The sequence below is a fragment of the Manganibacter manganicus genome (genome assembly GCF_002075885.1).
Taxonomy (GTDB): Bacteria; Pseudomonadota; Alphaproteobacteria; order Rhizobiales; family Rhizobiaceae; genus Mesorhizobium; species Mesorhizobium manganicum.
On record NZ_MDET01000023.1, the window covers coordinates 168,762 to 187,257 of the forward strand.

The window sequence follows — 18,496 nt, forward strand, 5'->3', positions numbered from 1 at the left end:
GCTCCGAATATATCCATTGACATTTAATCAATCGATTGATTAAATTCTGTTATGAGCAAGGCACCGATCGTTCGCGGCAAGACCCCACCCTCGCAAGCGGAGGCGACCCGCGCGGCGCTCGTCATCGCCGCGCTCGACCTGTTCGGCAGGCAGGGCTTCGACGGCACCTCGACGCGCGAGATCGCAGCATCGGCAAAGGCCAATATCGGCTCCATCGCCTATCATTTCGGCAGCAAGGACGGTTTGCGGATCGCCGCGGCCGATCATATCGTGCAAACCGTCCAGGCGGTCGCCGATCAGGCCCTCAACCAGTCGCCGGATGTGTCGCTTGGCCCGGAAGTGGCGCGGGCGCAATTGCGCAACATGCTGGAAAAGATGGTGGGCTTCATTGTCGCGAGCCCGGAGGCCGGCGAGATCGTGCAGTTCATCCTGCGCGAAATGGCGCAGCCGAGCCCGGCGCTCGACCGGATCTATGACGGTGTGTTCGAACCCATGCACCGGCGGCTGTGCATGATGTGGGAAAGCGCCACCGGGGAACCGGCCGAAAGCGAGCGCGCGCGGCTCACCGTGTTCACCCTCGTCGGGCAAGTCGTTTATTTCCGCATCGGCCGCGAAGCGGTGCTGCGCCGGATGGGTTGGCAGGCCATGGGCACGGCCGAATCCGCCAAGGTGGCGTCGGTAGCCGCCGATAATCTCGAAGCCATATTGGCGGCCCGCATGAGGAATGCCCCATGAGTTTTCTGTGCGCCCTTCCGCTCGCCATGCAGCTTTTTTCCTCCTGTGCTCCGGCCCCTTTGGCTGTCGGCTATGTCGAGGGAGACTATGTGCTTCTGGCGCCGAACGAGGTCGCGCAGGTGGAAAGTATCGCGGTCAAGCGCGGCGACCGCGTCAAGCCGGGCGAAAAACTGGTCGAACTGGAAAAGGACGACGCAGAGATTGCCGTGGCGCAGGCTCAGGCGGCACTTGCCGAAGCCGAGGCGCAACTCGCCAATCTCAAGATCGGCAAGAGGCCGGAGGAGATCGCGGTACTGGAGGCCGCCGTGCGCTCGGCCAGGGCGCAGGCCGACGATGCGCGGCGCACGCTCTCCCGCACTCAAGATCTCCTGAAACGCGGTGTCGCCAGCCAGGCGCAATATGACGATGCCGCGACCAAAGCCGAGGTGGCGCAAGCGGCCATCGGCCAGAGCGAGGCCAATCTTGCCGTCGGCAAGCTGCCGGCGCGGCCGGAAGAGATCGAGGCGGCGCAAAACCAGGTCGATCAGGCCGAATCCGCGCTCGATCAGGCGAAATGGCGGCTGTCCAAACGCACGCTGACGGCGCCGGCGGCAGGGCGCATCGATGACGTCATCCGCAATCCGGGCGACACGGCCGGCCCGACAGCGCCGGTTCTTTCCATGTTGCCGGACGGGGCGGTCAAGCTCACCGTCTATATTTCGGAGGCTGAATTCTCCTCGGTCAAGGTCGGCACCCTGCTTTCGGTGCATTGCGACGGCTGCGGGGCAGGCCTGAAGGCGCGCGTCAGCTATGTCTCGCCCGACCCGGAATTCACCCCGCCGGTGATCTACTCGCTCGAGAACCGGCAGAAGCTGGTCTACCTGGTCGAGGCCAGACCGCAGGGCGACGCCACGCGGCTCCAGCCGGGGCAGATCGTCGATGTAGACTTGGCAATCGGCAATCGGCAATCGGCAGTTGGGGATTAAGGCATGCGCCCAGGCAGAACTGCTCCGCAACACTGGCAAGGCTCGGGTCCCGATTGCCGACTGCCGACTGCCGACTGCCTCGTCCAGCCATGAACGTCATCGAGGTCAATGGGCTTACCAAACGCTTCGGCGACAAGACCGTCGTCGATGACGTTGCGATGACGGTGGCGCAGGGCGAGATCGTCGGCTTCCTCGGCCCCAACGGCTCCGGCAAGACGACCACCATCCGCATGATGTGCGGGCTTTTGACCCCCGACGAGGGTGAAGGCACGGTGCTCGGCTACGACATCCGCACCGAGAGCCTGAAGATCAAGCGCGAGGTCGGCTACATGACGCAGCGCTTTTCCTTCTACGAAGACCTGACGATCGGCGAGAACCTCGAATTCGTCGCACGGCTCTACCAGTTGCGGCCAATGGAACAGCATGTCGCCGACACGCTGGAAGACCTCGGCATGACCTCGCGCCGTAACCAGCTTGCCGGCACGCTGTCAGGCGGCTGGAAACAGCGGCTGGCGCTTGCCGCCTGTATCATGCACAAGCCGAAACTGCTGCTGCTCGACGAGCCGACGGCCGGTGTCGATCCCAAGGCGCGGAGAGAGTTCTGGGACGAGATCCACCGCCTCGCCCATGGCGGACTGACGGTGCTGGTTTCCACCCACTACATGGATGAAGCCGAGCGTTGCCACCGCATCTCCTACATTTCCTATGGCAAGATGCTGGCCACGGGCACGGTCGCCGAAGTCGTCCACAATGCCGGGCTCACCACTTTCGTCGTGCAGGGACCAAAGCTCGATGCGGTGGCCCGAGACCTCGAAAAGCGCCCCGGCGTCGAGCAGGTGGCCCCGTTTGGCGCGACGCTGCATGTCGTCGGCTCGGACAAGACAGCGCTGGAAGCCGCGCTCGCCGATGTCGAGAAAGACCATAAGGGTGTGACGGTCGCGCCGGGCGAAACCAGCCTGGAGGATGTGTTCATCCAGTTCATGGCCGGGTCGAAGGACAATATGGCGTCATGAACACCTTCTTCTCTCCCGCCCGGCTGAACGCGCTGCTGGCGAAGGAATTCATCCAGATGCGGCGCGACCGCGTCACCTTCGCCATGATGCTCGGCGTGCCGCTGATGCTGCTCATCCTGTTCGGCTTCGCCATCAACAACGACCCCAAGCGGTTGCCGGCGGCGCTGCTGGCCATGAGCAACGACCAGTACAGCCGCGCCATGGTGACGGCGCTGGAAAACACCGGCTATTACCGCTTCGACCATATCGCCGAAAGCGAAGCCGAGGCGGAGCGACTGCTGGAGCGCGGCACGGTTTCCTTCGTGGTGACGATCCCCGCCGATTTCGGCACGCGCGTGGCGCGCGGCGACCAGCCGCAAATCCTGATCGATGCCGACGCCACCGACCCTTCTGTCGCCAGCGGCGCAATTTCGACGCTGGGCACGGTGGCGAGCCAGGCGCTGCTCAGAGCCCAGGGCAAGCAGGCTGCGGCCGCGGAAAACGCCCGCAGCCAGCTCGATGTCGTCGTGCACCGGCGCTACAACCCGGAAGGCATTTCCCAATACAACATCGTGCCCGGCCTGCTCGGCGTCATCCTGCAAATGACCATGGTGATGATGACGGCCATGGCGCTGACGCGCGAGACCGAGCGCGGCACGATGGAGAACCTGCTCGCCATGCCGGCGAGCCCCGTCGAGATCATGTTCGGCAAGGTGCTGCCCTATGCCGGCGTCGGCGCCGTGCAGGTGGTTGTGGTTCTGATCGCCGCAAAGCTCCTGTTTTTCGTGCCCTTCATCGGCGGTATGACCCTGCTTTTATCGAGCATACTGATCTTCGTGCTCGGGCTGGTGCTGCTCGGCTATTCCATCTCCACGGTGTCGCGCACGCAGATGCAGGCGATGCAGTTGACCTTCTTCTTCTTTCTGCCCTCGATCCTGCTTTCGGGCTTCATGTTCCCCTATCGCGGCATGCCCGGCTGGGCGCAGACGCTGGGCGAAATCTTCCCGCTCACGCATTTTTTGCGCGTCGTGCGCGCGGTGATGCTGAAAGGCGCGACGCTGCCGGCGGTGGCCGGCGAGATCGTCTGGCTGATCGGCTTCGTGGTGTTGTTTGCGGGCATGGCGCTGGCGCGCTTCCGCCGCACGCTGGATTAATCCGCAGCGAGCGCCCTGGCATAGAGGTCGGGATCGACATTGCCACCGGAAAGCACCACGGCGACGCATTTGCCGGCAACATCGATGCGGCCCGCCAGAATGGCCGCCAGCGCCACCGCGCCGCCCGGCTCGACGACCAGTTTCAGCGCGCTCATCGCCTCGCGCATGGCGGCGAACACCTCCGGTTCGGAAACCGCCACGGCACCGGTCAGCGCCGTGCGGTTGATGGCGAATGTGATCGCGCCCGGCTGCGGTGTCAGCAAGGCGTCGCAGACGGAATTGTGGCCGGGGCGGTTGGCGACGGGGCTACCTTCCTCCAGCGAGCGCCGCGTATCGTCGAAATGCTCCGGCTCGGCCGCCCAGATCGCGGTTTGTGGCGAGGCATCCTTGACCGCCAGCGCAACGCCGCCGGTCAACCCTCCCCCGCCGCAAGGCACGATAACGGCATCGAGCACAGCGCCAAGTTCTCTGGCCTGCGCTGACAGTTCCAGCCCGACCGTGCCCTGCCCGGCAATGATCGCCGCATCGTCATAGGGCGGCACCAGCACCATACCGTCCTCGACATAGCGGCACACCACGGCGGTGCGGTCTTCGCGATGGCGGTCATAGGCAACGATCTCGCCACCCATGCGCCGCACATTGTCGGCCTTGGCGCGCGGCGCATCCGCCGGCATGGCGATAACGGCCCGGATGCCGAACATCGCCGCTGCCGCTGCCACGCCCTGCGCATGATTGCCGGAAGAATACGCGACCACGCCGCGCGCGCGATCTTTCGGGTCGAGCCCGGCGATCTTGTTGTAGGCACCGCGAAATTTGAACGAGCCGGTGCGCTGGAGGACTTCCGACTTGAACAGGATGCGTCCGCCGAGGCGTTCGTTCAGCGCCTGCGATTCCAGCAACGGCGTCTCGACTGCAAGGCCGCGCAGGCGTTCGGCCGCGCGGCGAATGTCGGCAATAGCGGGCGGCGTGTTCACAGGCATGACGGAATCCAGACACGGGAGGGAGTTCGCGACGCATATGAGCGAAAAAAACAGCAGCATGCCACCGAAAAAACCAACCACCGGCACCAGGCCGCACAGTTTCACGATTTCACCGATTATATCAGCGCAGCAATGGAAACTGATGTGAACCGGAAGGCAGCCGCCACGTTATGGCGAGAAGGAATCAACAGGAGATCGCTGCAATGCGTGCAATCGTGACATCTACCATTTTCGCCTTTGCCACGATGCTGGCCATGCCTGCCGGCGTCGCAACCGCCCAGGATATCGAGCTGCATCTGGGAAATGACGGACCGACAGTCCGGCTTCGCGACGATTGCGATCCGCGTCGTGAATATTGCCGGGATCGGGACGATCGCAGGGCATGGCGGCACAAATGCACGCCCGAGCGGGCGCTCGACAAGGCCAGCCGCATGGGCATACGCCGGGCGCGCATCGATCATATCGGGCATCGCAGCATAGAGGTGCGCGGGCGCTCGCATGGCGAACGCGTGAGCGTGCGCTTCGATCGAAGGAGCAGCCGTTGCCGCGTGCTGGGCTAGAGCATCGGACCGAAAAGTGGAATCCGGGTTTCGGCTTGTTCCGATGCTCCATCAAAGTGTTGGAGCGTTGTGCATTCAATTGAACGCACGGTGCTCTAAGCCGCGACGAAATAAACGCCCGGCTCTACCCCAGCAGCGCACGCTTGCGCTTGGCGCCGCCGGCCTTGCGCCAGGTTTCAAACCTGTGGCTGGCCGCGGTGAATGAAATCTTCATCGACTGCGCAACGGAATAGCGCGACTTGCCTTCATCGAACATGCGATAGCAGCGTTCGACGCCATCCTTGGTCAGCTTGCCGTCAGCCGTCTTGTTATGCGGGTTGGCGGGATCGGCCTCGTCGATCCTCTGGGCCACCATTGTCTTCAGACGCTGGAGGTCGGCTTCGATGGAAGCGATCAGTTCGAGCACCGGCTTGGGGTCGAAGGAATTCTTGTGCGGTTGGGTCATCGGACCTGCCTTTCGCGAGCCGTTTATATAGGCAAAGGCTTGCCGATATAAAGACCGCGTGCCTTGCAACCGCATGGTTGACCCAACCACGACATTTGCCTAGATTAGAACTATTCTAAACTAGGTAAGAATTTGCATGCTTTCCCGTGTTTTCGGCTTTGGCCGCCGCAGCTTCGATTCACTATCGGAGCAGGAAGTCCTGGCGCTTGCCATTTCGTCGGAAGAGGACGACGCGCGCATCTACCGCGCCTATGCAGACGGGTTGCGAGACGAGTTCCCGCAATCGGCCAAGGTATTCGAGGAGATGGCGCTCGAGGAGGATGGTCACCGGGCATCGCTGATCGAACTGCACCGCACACGTTTCGGCGAACGCATCCCGCTGATCCGGCGCGAGCATGTGCGTGGCTATTACCAGCGCAAGCCGGACTGGCTGGTGCGGCCGCTCGGCATCGAACATGTACGTGCCCAGGCCACCGCCATGGAACGGCAGGCGCAGCTTTTCTACGCCGAAGCGCAGAAGCGGGCAGGCGATGCCGCGACCCGCAAACTGCTCGGCGATCTTGCCGCCGCGGAACAGGGCCATGAGACACTGGCCGAAGACCTCGAGCGCAAGCATGTGCCCGGCAAGGTGAAGGCCGAGGAAACCGAGGCCGAGAGGCGGCAGTTCATCCTGACCTATGTGCAGCCGGGGCTGGCCGGCCTGATGGACGGCTCGGTCTCGACGCTGGCGCCTATCTTTGCCGCCGCCTTTGCCACGCACGACACCTGGCAGACTTTTCTTGTCGGCCTCGCCGCCTCGATCGGCGCCGGCATCTCGATGGGCTTCACCGAGGTCGCCTCCGACGACGGCAGGCTTTCAGGGCGCGGTTCGCCGATCAAGCGCGGACTGGCCACCGGCATCATGACGGCACTTGGCGGATTGGGCCACGCGCTGCCCTATCTCATCCCGCATTTCTGGATGGCGACGGGCGTGGCGGCAATCGTGGTGTTCTTCGAATTGTGGGCCATCGCCTTCGTGCAGAACCGCTACATGGAAACGCCGTTCCTGCGCGCCGCCTTCCAGGTGGTGCTGGGCGGCGCGCTGGTGTTCGCGGCGGGTATCCTGATCGGCAATGCGTAAGGGCATCAGCCGTTGACGGCGCGGCTGTCGGTGGGAGCCTCAGCGCGTTCGGTGAGGCCGTAGTCGCGCACGACATGGGCAATACGTAGCCTGTAACCGGCAAATACGCCGCCACGGCCAGCCTTTTGCGCCTGCCGATGCTCCTCCGTGTTGCGCCAGACTTTCACCGCCTCCTCGTCGCGCCAGAAGGAGAGCGACAGGATGCGGCTGGGATCGGCAAGGCTCTGGAAACGCTCGATCGAGATAAAACCGTCAATGTCATCAAGCAGCGGCCTGAGATCGGCGGCAATGCCGAGATAGGCGTCTCGTTTTCCAGCGGCAGGCTCGACCTCGAAGATGACCGCGATCATGGCAACACCTGCGGCGCATGCGGGCCGGAGACCAGTTTCAGGAAAATGCGGTCTTCCTTGAAGATGAAGCGTTCACGTCGCGCGAAATCGTAGTTCGCCTTGCCCAACGGATGCGCGCTCAGCCGCGCTCGATAGGCCTCGTAGGCCGCCAGGCTTTCGATATTGTAGATGCCGTAGGCCGTCGTCGCAGAGCCCTCATGCGGCGCAAAATACCCGACCAGATCGGCGCCGCAACCTGGAATGGCCTGCCCCCAATTGCGGGCATATTCCTCGAACGCCTCCTTTTTGAATGGATCGATTTCGTAGCGGATGAAGCAGGTGATGGTCATTGTTCGTTCCTCGCAAGGGCTTGTTCTGACAGTTCGATGGAAAGCGAAGCATTGCCGCTTGCCACGATGTGACAATAGTGGTCCCATGACATCAATGCTTCGATGGAGAGCGAACTATGAACGACAGATTGAAGGACGGACCGGACATTGCCCGAATCGCCAGCCTGGTCGGTGATCCCGCCCGCGCCAATATGCTGACCGCGCTGATGGCCGGTTCGGCTCTTACCGCCAGCGAACTGGCGCTGGAGGCCGGTGTCCGCCTGCCGACGGCGAGCTCGCATCTCGCCAAGCTGATGGATGGCGGCTTGCTGACCGTAGCGAGTGAGGGCCGCCACCGCTATTACGGGATTTCAGGCCCGCAGGTCGCCGGCATGCTGGAAGCGATCATGGGTGTTGCCGCCAGCGTCGGACCGAAACGGGTGCGGCCCGGCCCGCGCGAACCAAAAATGCGCGAAGCGCGCGTGTGCTACGATCATCTTGCCGGCGAGCAGGCGGTGAAAATGCTGGACAGTCTGCTCTCACGAGAAATCCTGATACGGGAGGGCCAGAGCCTCAAGCTCGGCACAGGCGGCGCGGCGCATTTTTCGGCCATCGGCATCGATGTCGATGAAAGCGCCAGATCCGGCGTCCGGTCTGCCGCACCTGTCTCGACTGGAGCGTGCGCCGCTCGCATCTGGCCGGGCGGCTGGGCGCGGCCATTCTCGACAAGATTCTCGCCGAGAAATGGGCGCGCCGCGAAAAAGACAGCCGCGTCGTCACCTTCTCGCCAAAGGGGCGGATGGAATTCGCGCGCATGTTCGAACTCGACGCGGTTTCCGGGTAAAAGTTCTACGTTCGTTTCAAGGCCTTCGCCTTGTCGAAAAAATCCTTCCATGGATCGTCTCCGGCAAGCCGTTTCAGCGTGGTCTTGTCGCCCAGCGGAAAGGCGTTAGGCGCAACGCCGTCCTCGATCTCCGCCCACGTCACCGGCATTGAGATCGTCGCCCCTTTTTTGGCGCGGGAAGAATAGGGCGCCACTGTTGTCGAGCCACGGCCGTTGCGCAGATAATCGATGAAAATCCTGCCCTTGCGCGCCTTTTTCGATAGGGTCGCCGTAAAGCGCTCCGGCTCGGCCTGTTCCATGGCGCGGGCAAAGTCATGTGCAAAACCCTTGACCTCATCCCAACCGGCCTTGGGTTCCAGGGGAACCACAACATGATAGCCCTTGCCGCCGGACGTCTTGACGAAAACCGGCAGAGCCAGCTCCTCCAGTCTGTCGCGTATATCCATGGCGGCCTGCCGCACCATATCGACCGCAACGCCCTCGTCGGGATCGAGATCGAAGACGATCTGGTCGGGCGTGTTGATCTCCTCGACCTTGCAGCCCCAGACGTGGATTTCCACCACGCCCATCTGCACCAGTGCCGCGATGCCGTCGAAATCCTTTAGGTAGAGGATTTCCTCGCCGTCCTCCGGGTCCTTCGACCTGAAGATTTTTTCGCTCATGCCGGCCGAAGCATGCTTCTGGAAGAAGCGCTGCCCGCCGACGCCGTCCGGTGCGCGCACGAGAGCCAGCGGCCGGCCGACGACGAATTGTTCCATGCGCGGCCAGACAAGGTCGTAATGCTCCAGCAGATCCTGCTTCGCCACCTTCTCGTCCGGCCATAGCAGTTTATCGGCGTTGGTGAGATTTATCGAGGTCTTCACTTCGGATTTCCCCTTCCCGGTCGAGCCGGTTCTTTCCGTCTTGCGCTTGCCGGCATTGGCGGCCGGCGGCTTCTCCCGCACCACTTCGTCCGCCGGCTTGTCCTCGCGCAACCCCTGGAAGGAGGCATGGCGAATGATACGGTCGGCTGTCCAGGAACGGAACTCCACCTCAGCCACCAGTTCCGGTTCAACCCAGACCAAGCCCTTGCCACCGGGCACCTTGGCACCAAAGGGCGATTTTTTTGCCTTCAGGGCATCGAGTTTTTTCTTGAGGTCGTCGCCGGTCTTGGTGGAAAAGCCGGTGCCGACACGTCCGGCATAGTTCAGCTTGCCGCCCTCGTGATAGCCGACCAGCAGCGAACGCAGGCCGCGCCCGGTCTTGTCCGAGGGCAGGTAGCCGCCAACGACGAATTCCTGCCGTTGGGTGCATTTCGACTTTATCCACACGCTGGTCCGGCCCGACCTGTATGGCGCGTCGGCACGCTTGGAGACCACGCCCTCCAGCCCCATGCGGCAGGCATGCTTCAACATCAGCTTTCCAGGCTCGGAAAAATGATCGGAAAGCCGCACCATGGCATCGTCGGGCAGGTTTTCGAGCAATTCGCGAAGCCGCTCCTTGCGCTCGACCAGCGGTTCCTTGCGCAAATCCTCGCCGTCCAGCCGCAGCAGGTCAAAGACGTAGTAGATCATGCGGGTGGTGCGGCTGGCCGACAGGTCGGCCTGCAAAGCCGAAAAGGACGAGACGCCGTTATCGGCGAGCACCACGATTTCGCCGTCGAAGATTGCATCGGCGCATTTCAGCGACGCCAGCGCAGCCAGGATGTGCGGGCCGAAACGCTTCGTCCAGTCGAGGCCGGTGCGGGTGAGCAGACGGATTTCGATGCCGGCGATCTGCCCCTGCATGCGATAGCCGTCGAACTTCACCTCATGCAGCCACTCATTGCCGGACGGGGCGCTACGCCCCAGCGTCGCCAATGCCGGCTCAATGAAGTCGAGCTTTGCCGCCTTGGCGTGTTTTGCCTTGCCCGCCGCCGGCTTGTTCGAATGCCAGACCTGCGGTTTCTCGCCTTTCGCCGCCTTGCCGGCGCCGACCTCCTCAACGGTCAGGCCAGATTTCACCGATGCCGGCGCTTCTTTCAGAATATCCTCGCCTGGCCGCGCCGCCGCATCGTCGGACTTGATCAACAGCCAATTGTCTTTTTTTTCGCCGCTGCGCGGCTTCAACCGCACCAGATGCCATTTGCCTTTGAGCTTGTGGCCATGCAGTTCGAAATCGATATGCCCCTTCTTCATGCCGGCGGCCGGATCATGTTCCGGCTGCCAGGTGCCTTCATCCCAAACGATCACCGCACCGCCGCCATATTCGCCTTTGGGGATCGTGCCCTCGAACGGCGCATAATCGATCGGGTGATCCTCGACGTGAACGGCGAGCCGCTTCTCGTGCGGATCGAGACTGGGGCCGCGGGTGACCGCCCAACTCCACAGCACGCCGGCACGCTCAAGGCGCAAATCGTAGTGCAATCTCGTCGCCGCATGCTTGTGGATGACGAATATGCCGCCGCCCTGCTTCTTTGCCCGCGTTCGCACGGCCTTGCCGGCGGGCTCAGCAGTTTTGGAGAAATCGCGCTTGGCACGGTATTTTTCGAGGGTGTCAGCCATCACAGCCCGCCGTCGCGCCTGGTCGTTCGCTGGCACCCGTGAGCCGAAACAAAGCCGTCCGCATCAGGCGGACTTCCGTTTCGTCTTCGCCGCCGGCGCCTTCTTCCTGGACGCTTTCGTTTCCTTTACCGCGTCATTGTCGGCGGCCAGGCTCTTCTTCAGTGCATCGAACAGATTGACGACATTCGATGGTTTTTCGGCCGTCCTGGCTTTCGGCGCCTTCTTGCCGGCCTTCTTGGCGCGGATCAGCTCAAGCAGTGCCTCGTCATATTTGTCCTCGAATTCGGATGGATCAAACCTGGTCGCCTTTTTCTCGATGATGTGCTCGGCAAGATCGATCATCTCCCTATCGGTTTTCACCGCCTTTATGTCGTCGAACACGGTGTCTGGCTGACGCACGATGTTGTTGTAGCGAAGCGTGGTGAGCACCATGCCCTTGCCGAGCGGTTCGATAACCACCGGCCGCTCGCGGCGGTAGAGCACGATACGGGCCAGCCCCGCCTTCTTCTTTGCCGCCATCGCTTCGCGAATAACGGCAAAGGCATCTTCCGAAACCTTGTCGGCGGGAGCCAGATAGTAGGGCGTGTCGAGATAAATCTGCTGGATCGAAGCTTTGTCGACAAAGCCATCGAGGCTCATCATGTTGGAGGATTCAATGGCAACGGCATCGATCTCGTCCTCTTCAATATGGACGAACTCGCCCTTATCGACCTCATAACCCTTGATCTCGTCGCCATCGTCGAGCGGTTTGCCCGTTTCGGCATCGATATAGATGCGCTTCACCGGATTTCCCGTCTCGCGGTTGAGAATTCGGAAGGAAACCTTTTCGGCATGGCTGACGACATTGGTGAGTTCCACAGCGCAGGTGACCAGCGACAGCTTCAGATATCCTTTCCAGGCAGGACGCGGCGCCATGGCAAACTCCAGACGATTCGGGTTCGTGGTAGGAACGGGTTGGGCAAGCCGAGGTTCCATGCCGCGAAAGCGGAAAGAACCTCCCCGTCCGCAGGCGCCGCAAGTTGCTGAAATGCAACAGCTTTCAGAATGACGGCAAAAGGCGCTGAAAGACCGCGAATCAGCCGCATTCCCGCCACGAAGCGGGGCATTTCGACCCAAAGATTAACATCGCGTTCACCGAAGATTCACAGCTCGACGCTAATGTCATTCTCACTTCGGGCGGGGTCCGAACGGGACAGGGATTGAGTGCCGTGAACTTCTTGACGCACCTTATCGGCTACGTTGCCGCCATCCGCGAATTCATCGCCCCGACTTACCGTCCCGAGCGCTATTACATGCGTGGTCCCGGCCCCGCCTGCCAGCGCCGACACCCGCGGCTCGGCGTTCAATGAGCCTTGCCTTGAGCACGACCGTCACACGCCGTCACCACGGCCGGGTCTTGCGCCCGGCTGCCGAGCACCGTGCAACCATCTGACGTGCAGAGCGTCCAGCCTTCGCCCGTCGCCCCTGAGGCGGCGAGCACCAGCTTGTCCAGCGGCTTGACCTTCGGCGCATAGACCCACCAGCCATCCTTGAGCACCGAGCCTTCGGGCGGGTCCATTCCGGCGCCCGATCCCTTGATGCGCGCCTCGACCACCTGGAGGCCCGCCGGCGTCACTTGCCAGTGCTCTTCCCAGCGGGTCTTTTCCACCGAATGGGTCCAGGCCAGCGTGAAGACGGTTCCGGCCAGCACCGTGACCTTGCCAGCGGCGAGGATGCAGATGCTCATGCCGCCATTGCCGCTGCCTGCCGCGCGCGCCACCAGTGCCAGCCGATCCACGCAAAGGCCAGCAGCCAGCCCGCCTCGTCGGTAAGCGGCAGCGCCAGAACCAGAAGCAGCCCCGCGGCAAAGGCGATCAGGCGTTCCCACCACGCAGCCCGCGCCACCAGAAAGCCGACCGCCGCCGCACCCCAAAGCACGATACCCATGCAGGCCTTGGCGACGATGTAGAAAACCTCGACCGGGTAGCCATAGGCGGCCGCGATTGGGCCGGGATCCTGCAACATCAGCGCCGGCGTATAGACAGCCATGAACGGAACGACAAAGCCGGCAATGGCGAGTTTGCTCGCCTGAACGCCAATCTTCAGCCCGCTTTCCTTGGCCATGGGGGCCGCGGCAAAAGCCGCCAGTGCCACAGGCGGGGTGAGGTCCGCCATGATGCCGAAATAGAACACGAACATGTGGCTGACCACCAGCGGCACGCCGAGATGCAGCAGCGCCGGGCCGGCCAGCGAGGAGGTGATGATGTAGTTCGGGATGGTCGGGATGCCCATGCCCAACACCAGGCAGGTCAGCATGGTCAGGATCAGCGACAGGAACAAATTGTTCTCGCCGATGGAAATAATCCAGCCGATGAAGGTAGAGGCGATGCCGGTCAGCGTCAGCGTGCCGATGACGATGCCGACAATGGCGCAGGCGATGCCGACGGGTAGCGCATTCTTGGCGCCTTCCGCCAGCGAGTCGACGCAGATTTGCAGCGTTTCGCGGCCGCCCTTGAACAGCAGGCAGGCGACGATCAACGCGCCGATCACCAGAGACAGGATATCGACGCCGTACTCCACGAAAGAGGCAGCGGCAATGCCGAGCGCGATCCAGAAGACGACGCGAAAGGCCAGCGGTCCGATCAGGGCGGCCAGCGGCGTGCCGAGAATGAGCACGATGGTCAGCGCCAGCCCCATCGTGCCGGCGAAGATCGGCGTATAACCGGCGAACAGCAGATAGACCAGCGCCGCGAGCGGCAGAACGAGCGGCCAGTGTTTTCGCACGGCCTCCCACGGGTTGGGCAGCGATGCCTTGTCCATGCCGCGCAAATTAGCCTTGCCGGCCTCGAGATAGACCTGCCAGAAACAGGCGCCGAAATAGAGCACCGCCGGGATGATCGCCGCCTTGACCACGGCGGCATAGGGGATGTTCAGCGTCTCGGCCATGATGAAGGCGACCGCGCCCATCACCGGCGGCATGATCTGGCCACCCATCGAAGAGGTCGCCTCCACCGCGCCGGCAAAGGCCGAGCGGAAGCCGAAGCGCTTCATCAGCGGAATGGTGAACTGACCGGATGCCACGACATTGGCGACGCCGGAGCCGGAAATGGTGCCCATCAGCGCCGACGACAGCACACACACCTGCGCCGGGCCGCCGCGCCACGAGCCGACCAGCCCCAGCGCGAAATCGTTGAACAGCGCGATCATGCCGGCGCGTTCGAGGAAGGCGGCGAAGACGACGAAGATGAAGATATAAGCGGCGGAAACATAGATTGGCGTGCCGTAAATGCCTTCGACGCCATAGGCGAAAACATCGACGATCTGCGAAAAATCATAGCCGCGATGGATGAAGGGCGGCGGCAGATGGTTGCCGATGAAGCAATAGCCAAGGAAGATGAAAGCGATGATGGCCAGCGGCAGGCCCATCAGCCTCCGCGTCGCCTCGAACACCAGCACGATCAGCACCGTGCCGACGATCAGGTCCGGCGTGGTCAGGAAGCCCGAGCGCATGATCAGTTCGTTGTAAAGCACCCAATGGTAGATGCCGGTGGCAAAGCCCAGCATGCCGAAGGTCCAGTACAGGGCCTTGGCTGCCTTCGATGTCATGCGCAGATTGGCGAGCAGGCCGAAGCCGAGCAGAAGCAGGAAGCCGACATGCATGGCCCGCACGACCTGGCTCGGCAAATTGCCATAGGCCGCGGTATAAAGCTGGAAAACGGAGAAGGCGACGGCGATCAGGAATGCCAGTTTTCCGGCGAGGCCGTCGCCGAAACCGGGCGGCAGGCCCTCCGTCTGCTCCTCGACAACGGGCATATGAATCGTGGAGGCGCCGTCAGCGCCGCCTGATGTCGTCTGGCTCAAGTCGGTTCTCCCGTCGGCTACATTCCAGCGAAGCGACCGGTCGGACGCCCCGCAATGATGCCGCGCTCTTTTGGTATGCGGGCTACTTGATAATCCCGGCTTCCTTGTAATAGCGCTCCGCGCCCGGATGCAGCGGGATCGGCATGCCGTCCAAAGCCTTGGCGGGGTCGATGCCCTTGGCGGCGGAATGGGCGGCGACAAGCTGGTCGAGATGTTCGAACAGAAGCTTCGTCATCTGATAGGCCGTCTCGTCGGACACGCCGCTGTGGGAGACGAGGAAATTGCCGACAGCCGCGGTCGAGACATCCTCCGTCTGGCCTTCATAGGTCCCGGCCGGAATAGTGGCGGCAACATAGGGTGCGCCGATCTTGGCCACCACATCCGCCGGCACGGCAACGACATTGATCGGTATAGATGTGGAAAGATCACGGATCGAGGCAACGCCCAGCCCGGACGATTGCAGCGTGGCGTCGATCTGGCGGTTCTTCATCAGTTCGACCGATTCGGCAAAAGGCAGATATTCGACCTTGCCGAGATCCTCGTATTTCATGCCGGCCGCGGCCAGAATGGCGCGGGCATTAAGCTCGGTGCCGGATTTCGGGGCACCGACCGAAAGGCTCTTGCCCTTGAGGTCGGCGAGCGTCTTGATGCCGGAATCCTTGCTGGCGACGATCTGGATATAATTCGGATAGATGGCGGCGATGCCGCGCAATTTGTCGAGCTTGCCGGGGAACCCCGCTTCGGTGTTGCCTTCGGCAGCGAACTTCACCGAATCGCCCAGCGCAAAGGCGATCTCGCCCTTGCCCTGCTGGAGCAGGTTCAGATTTTCCACCGAGGCCTTGGTTGCCTGCACCTGAACACGGGCGCCTTCGATATTCTTGGAATAGATTTCCGACAGCGCCACGCCGAGCGGATAATAGACCCCGCTCGTACCGCCGGTCAGTACGTTGATGAATTCCTGCGCGGACGCCGTCACCGTGCCGGCGCCGGCAACAAGCGCGGCAACGCCGGTTGCAATCAACTTGTTTCTGAAATGGAACATGTGGTCCTCCCTTATGCAAATGCGAAAGATGCCGGGCGCCCCCCTTTTCGCACGGACGGGCGAGTTTAATCGGTGAAAGCGAAATGCCAACCCGCAAAACGCTGCGGCAAGGGCAGGTCCGGTTTGATCGAGCGGTATGTCCGACTATCCGCCCAGCCCGTCGAACAGAACGGTCGAGAGATAACGCTCGGCGAAGGAGGGAATGATCACCACCATCGACTTGCCGGCACTCTCCGGCCGGGCGCCGACAATTGCCGCGGCCTGCAAGGCGGCACCGGACGAAATGCCGACCGGCACGCCTTCAAGCCGAGCGACCAGCCGGGCATTGGCGACAGCATCCTCGTTGGAGACTGTAACGATCTCGTCATAGACCTTGGTGTCGAGGATTTTGGGCGCGAAACCGGCACCAAGCCCTTGGATTTTGTGTGGACCGGGCTGGCCGCCGGACAGCACCGCCGAGGCCGTCGGCTCGACGCCGACGATCTTCACCGTCGGCTTGCGTTTTTTCAGCACCTGGCCGACGCCTGTAATGGTGCCGCCCGTGCCGATGCCGGCAACGACGATGTCAATCGCACCATCCGTATCGTTCCAGATTTCCTCGGCGGTGGTGCGGCGGTGAATATCGGGATTGGCCGGGTTCTCGAATTGCTGCGGGATAACCGCATCCGGCAGCGTTTTGGCCAGTTCATCCGCCTTGGCGATGGCGCCGTTCATGCCCTTGGCACCGTCGGTCAGCACCAGTTCGGCGCCGAGCAGGGTCAGCATCTTGCGCCGCTCAACCGACATGGTTTCCGGCATGGTCAGGATCAGTTTGTAGCCCTTGGCCGCGGCAGCGAATGCCAGCGCGATGCCCGTATTGCCGGAGGTCGGCTCGATCAGTGTCGATTTGCCGGGCGTGATCCGGCCTTCAGCCTCCAATGCCTCGATCATCGCCACGCCGATACGGTCCTTGACCGAGGCGATGGGATTAAAAAACTCCAGCTTGGCCAGCAGCGTAGCGACGATGCCTTTTTCCGCGGCATAGCGGTCCAGCCGCACCAAGGGTGTATCGCCGATCGTCTCGGTGATCGAGTTGAAGATGCGGCCACGGCCGGGAGCGCGCGCTGGAACGGTCTTACTCATGGATAATGGCTCCCGTGAATGGATCGCAGAATCTCGGGCCGGACCGGCCGCGCAACGAGGATAGCCTAAGGGGCGGGCCAGTGAAAACCCGCATTGCCGGATACGCTCAACTCAAGCCTTGCTGACGCCGAAATCCTCATCAAGCCGCTGCTCCAGTTCGACAAGGTCGGCGGGAAGCGGCATGCCCATGGCCCGCAGTTCCGCCAGTTTCTCGCGCAGTTGCTCCTGAATCTGGTGCGCGTCCTCGGGCTGGTTGACCATCTCCTGGAACAGCAACCCGATTTCGGCCTTGATCGCTTCCAACGCCAACTCACCCTCCAGCCAATCACCATGCCGCAACACCGCAAAAGCGGGCACTTAGCGCAGCATGCGCGAAATAAGCTGCGCCGTATAGTCCACCATCGGCACGATGCGGGCATAATTCAGGCGCGTCGGGCCGATCACGCCAAGCGCGCCGATGACGCGTGCTTCCTTGTCGCGATAGGGCGCCACAACCAGCGAGGAGCCCGACAGCGAAAACAGCTTGTTCTCCGAGCCGATGAAGATGCGAACGCCCGAACCCTGTTCGGCAAGGTCGAGAAGCTGGATCAATCCATCCTGCGTTTCCATATCCTCGAACAGCCGCTTCAAAAGCTCGATATCGGCCTGTGCAGTGACGTTTTCCAGGAGATTGGCGTGGCCGCGCACAATCAGCCGTGCCGGTTGGTCGCTTTCCGTCCCAACCCACAGTGCCAGGCCCTTCTCGACCAGTTGCTGCGACAGCGTATCGAGTGCGGCGCGCGTCTCTTCCTTCAACCGACCGATCTCGATACGGGCTTCCGGCAGCGTACGGCCGCGAATATGGGCATTGAGAAAATTGGACGCTTCGTGAAGCTGCGAAAGCGTGATGCCGGCCGGAAGGTCGATGACGCGGTTTTCCACGTCACCGCCCTGTGAAACCATGACGACGAGCGCCTTGGTGGGCTCCAGTTGGATGAACTCGATATGCTTCAGCGCCGCCTCATGCTTGGTCGCCAGCACAAGGCCGGCACCGCGCGACATGCCCGAAAGCATCTGGCTGGCCTCGGTCAGTAGATGTTCGAACGACGCGCCCTCGCCAGAGGCCTTGATTTGCGTATCGATGGAGCGGCGCTCCTCTTCCGTCAGGTCGCCGAGTTCCATGAAGGCATCGACGAAAAAGCGCAGGCCTGCCTGCGTCGGCAGGCGTCCGGCGGAAATATGCGGCGCATAGATCAGGCCGAGATGCTCAAGATCGCTCATGACATTGCGAATGGTCGCCGGCGAGAGCGAGGACGGCAAGACGCGCGACAGCGAACGTGAGCCGACCGGCTCGCCGTCGCGCAAAAAGGAATCGACAATGCGCCTGAAGATGTCGCGCGAGCGCGCATCGAGCGACTGCAGGGTCGGGTCTTTGATTGGCGTGTTCATGGTGGCCTGCAAGATATAAAACCTCCACAGGCAATGACAAGGCAAAGAGTCTTGTCGCTGCTTCGGCATGATCGCGCCGCTTTTTCTTT

The 18,496-nt window shown here is 62.3% G+C and carries 19 protein-coding genes and 1 pseudogene; 8 read left to right on the plus strand and 12 right to left on the minus strand.

Annotation, left to right across the window (positions count from 1 at the left end; all coding sequences use genetic code 11):
- Window positions 1-51: 51 nt before the first annotated feature.
- The 4 genes from BFN67_RS15115 to BFN67_RS15130 all read left to right on the plus strand — a co-directional run bounded on the left by BFN67_RS15115 (window position 52) and on the right by BFN67_RS15130 (window position 3,846).
- On the plus strand, window positions 52-735 hold the full coding sequence (locus tag BFN67_RS15115; RefSeq protein WP_080920380.1) for a CerR family C-terminal domain-containing protein: 684 nt from the start codon (window positions 52-54) through the stop codon (window positions 733-735).
- On the plus strand, window positions 732-1,700 hold the full coding sequence (locus BFN67_RS15120) for an HlyD family secretion protein (RefSeq protein ID WP_080920381.1): 969 nt from the start codon (window positions 732-734) through the stop codon (window positions 1,698-1,700). The genes BFN67_RS15115 and BFN67_RS15120 overlap by 4 nt, the downstream gene beginning before the upstream one ends.
- 89 nt (window positions 1,701-1,789) lie before the next feature.
- The gene (locus BFN67_RS15125; RefSeq protein ID WP_080920382.1) at window positions 1,790-2,713 is read left to right on the plus strand and encodes an ABC transporter ATP-binding protein; all 924 of its coding nucleotides are present in this window, start codon (window positions 1,790-1,792) and stop codon (window positions 2,711-2,713) included.
- Complete coding sequence (locus BFN67_RS15130) at window positions 2,710-3,846, plus strand: ABC transporter permease (RefSeq protein ID WP_080920383.1); 1,137 nt, start codon at window positions 2,710-2,712, stop codon at window positions 3,844-3,846. The genes BFN67_RS15125 and BFN67_RS15130 overlap by 4 nt, the downstream gene beginning before the upstream one ends.
- Here BFN67_RS15130 and BFN67_RS15135 read toward each other — a convergent pair.
- On the minus strand, window positions 3,843-4,826 hold the full coding sequence (locus tag BFN67_RS15135; RefSeq protein WP_080920505.1) for a threonine ammonia-lyase: 984 nt from the start codon (window positions 4,824-4,826) through the stop codon (window positions 3,843-3,845). The two genes, BFN67_RS15130 and BFN67_RS15135, sit on opposite strands and share 4 nt — an antisense overlap.
- A gap of 203 nt (window positions 4,827-5,029) precedes the next feature.
- On the opposite strand from BFN67_RS15135, the gene BFN67_RS15140 reads away from it, so the two are divergent.
- Window positions 5,030-5,386, plus strand: a complete 357-nt coding sequence (locus BFN67_RS15140) for a hypothetical protein (protein WP_080920384.1) — start codon at window positions 5,030-5,032, stop codon at window positions 5,384-5,386.
- Between the two features lie 124 nt (window positions 5,387-5,510).
- Here the strand turns inward: BFN67_RS15140 and BFN67_RS15145 are convergent, their stop codons facing one another.
- On the minus strand, window positions 5,511-5,831 hold the full coding sequence (locus BFN67_RS15145) for a hypothetical protein (RefSeq protein WP_080920385.1): 321 nt from the start codon (window positions 5,829-5,831) through the stop codon (window positions 5,511-5,513).
- A gap of 136 nt (window positions 5,832-5,967) precedes the next feature.
- Here BFN67_RS15145 and mbfA point away from each other — a divergent pair, with 136 nt between their 5' ends.
- A complete protein-coding gene (gene mbfA / locus BFN67_RS15150; protein WP_080920386.1) occupies window positions 5,968-6,951 on the plus strand; it encodes an iron exporter MbfA in 984 nt (327 codons plus the stop codon).
- Window positions 6,952-6,956: 5 nt separating this feature from the next.
- Here the strand turns inward: mbfA and BFN67_RS15155 are convergent, their stop codons facing one another.
- Together BFN67_RS15155 and BFN67_RS15160 are read right to left on the minus strand one after the other, a co-directional pair.
- Window positions 6,957-7,301, minus strand: a complete 345-nt coding sequence (locus BFN67_RS15155) for an antibiotic biosynthesis monooxygenase family protein (RefSeq protein WP_080920387.1) — start codon at window positions 7,299-7,301, stop codon at window positions 6,957-6,959.
- A complete protein-coding gene (locus BFN67_RS15160) occupies window positions 7,298-7,630 on the minus strand; it encodes an NIPSNAP family protein (protein WP_080920388.1) in 333 nt (110 codons plus the stop codon). Before BFN67_RS15160 ends, BFN67_RS15155 begins: the two co-directional genes overlap by 4 nt.
- A gap of 128 nt (window positions 7,631-7,758) precedes the next feature.
- Here BFN67_RS15160 and BFN67_RS15165 point away from each other — a divergent pair.
- Window positions 7,759-8,453, plus strand: a pseudogene (locus BFN67_RS15165) (ArsR/SmtB family transcription factor).
- 5 nt (window positions 8,454-8,458) lie between these two features.
- Here BFN67_RS15165 and ligD read toward each other — a convergent pair.
- Both ligD and ku read right to left on the minus strand, forming a co-directional pair.
- Window positions 8,459-10,975 (minus strand): DNA ligase D, encoded by a 2,517-nt coding sequence (ligD, locus tag BFN67_RS15170; RefSeq protein WP_080920506.1) that lies wholly within the window; start codon window positions 10,973-10,975, stop codon window positions 8,459-8,461.
- A 63-nt stretch (window positions 10,976-11,038) separates the two neighbouring features.
- Window positions 11,039-11,890, minus strand: coding sequence for a non-homologous end joining protein Ku (gene ku, locus BFN67_RS15175; RefSeq protein WP_080920389.1), 852 nt, complete (start codon window positions 11,888-11,890; stop codon window positions 11,039-11,041).
- Between the two features lie 293 nt (window positions 11,891-12,183).
- On the opposite strand from ku, the gene BFN67_RS24045 reads away from it, so the two are divergent.
- Entirely contained in the window at window positions 12,184-12,324 is a 141-nt protein-coding gene (locus BFN67_RS24045; RefSeq protein ID WP_139789196.1) for a hypothetical protein, read from the plus strand.
- Here BFN67_RS24045 and BFN67_RS15180 read toward each other — a convergent pair.
- The 6 genes from BFN67_RS15180 to hrcA all read right to left on the minus strand — a co-directional run bounded on the left by BFN67_RS15180 (window position 12,318) and on the right by hrcA (window position 18,407).
- Window positions 12,318-12,701: a DUF1850 domain-containing protein gene (locus BFN67_RS15180; RefSeq protein ID WP_080920507.1), complete on the minus strand. Its 384-nt coding sequence runs from the start codon at window positions 12,699-12,701 to the stop codon at window positions 12,318-12,320. The genes BFN67_RS24045 and BFN67_RS15180 overlap by 7 nt on opposite strands.
- Window positions 12,698-14,815, minus strand: coding sequence for a TRAP transporter permease (locus tag BFN67_RS15185; protein WP_139789197.1), 2,118 nt, complete (start codon window positions 14,813-14,815; stop codon window positions 12,698-12,700). The genes BFN67_RS15180 and BFN67_RS15185 overlap by 4 nt, the downstream gene beginning before the upstream one ends.
- 82 nt (window positions 14,816-14,897) lie before the next feature.
- Window positions 14,898-15,857 (minus strand): TAXI family TRAP transporter solute-binding subunit, encoded by a 960-nt coding sequence (locus BFN67_RS15190; protein WP_080920391.1) that lies wholly within the window; start codon window positions 15,855-15,857, stop codon window positions 14,898-14,900.
- A gap of 144 nt (window positions 15,858-16,001) precedes the next feature.
- The gene (gene cysK, locus BFN67_RS15195; RefSeq protein WP_080920392.1) at window positions 16,002-16,979 is read right to left on the minus strand and encodes a cysteine synthase A; all 978 of its coding nucleotides are present in this window, start codon (window positions 16,977-16,979) and stop codon (window positions 16,002-16,004) included.
- Between the two features lie 111 nt (window positions 16,980-17,090).
- On the minus strand, window positions 17,091-17,288 hold the full coding sequence (locus tag BFN67_RS15200) for a hypothetical protein (RefSeq protein ID WP_080920508.1): 198 nt from the start codon (window positions 17,286-17,288) through the stop codon (window positions 17,091-17,093).
- A 48-nt stretch (window positions 17,289-17,336) separates the two neighbouring features.
- The gene (gene hrcA / locus BFN67_RS15205) at window positions 17,337-18,407 is read right to left on the minus strand and encodes a heat-inducible transcriptional repressor HrcA (protein WP_080920393.1); all 1,071 of its coding nucleotides are present in this window, start codon (window positions 18,405-18,407) and stop codon (window positions 17,337-17,339) included.
- Window positions 18,408-18,496: the final 89 nt, after the last annotated feature.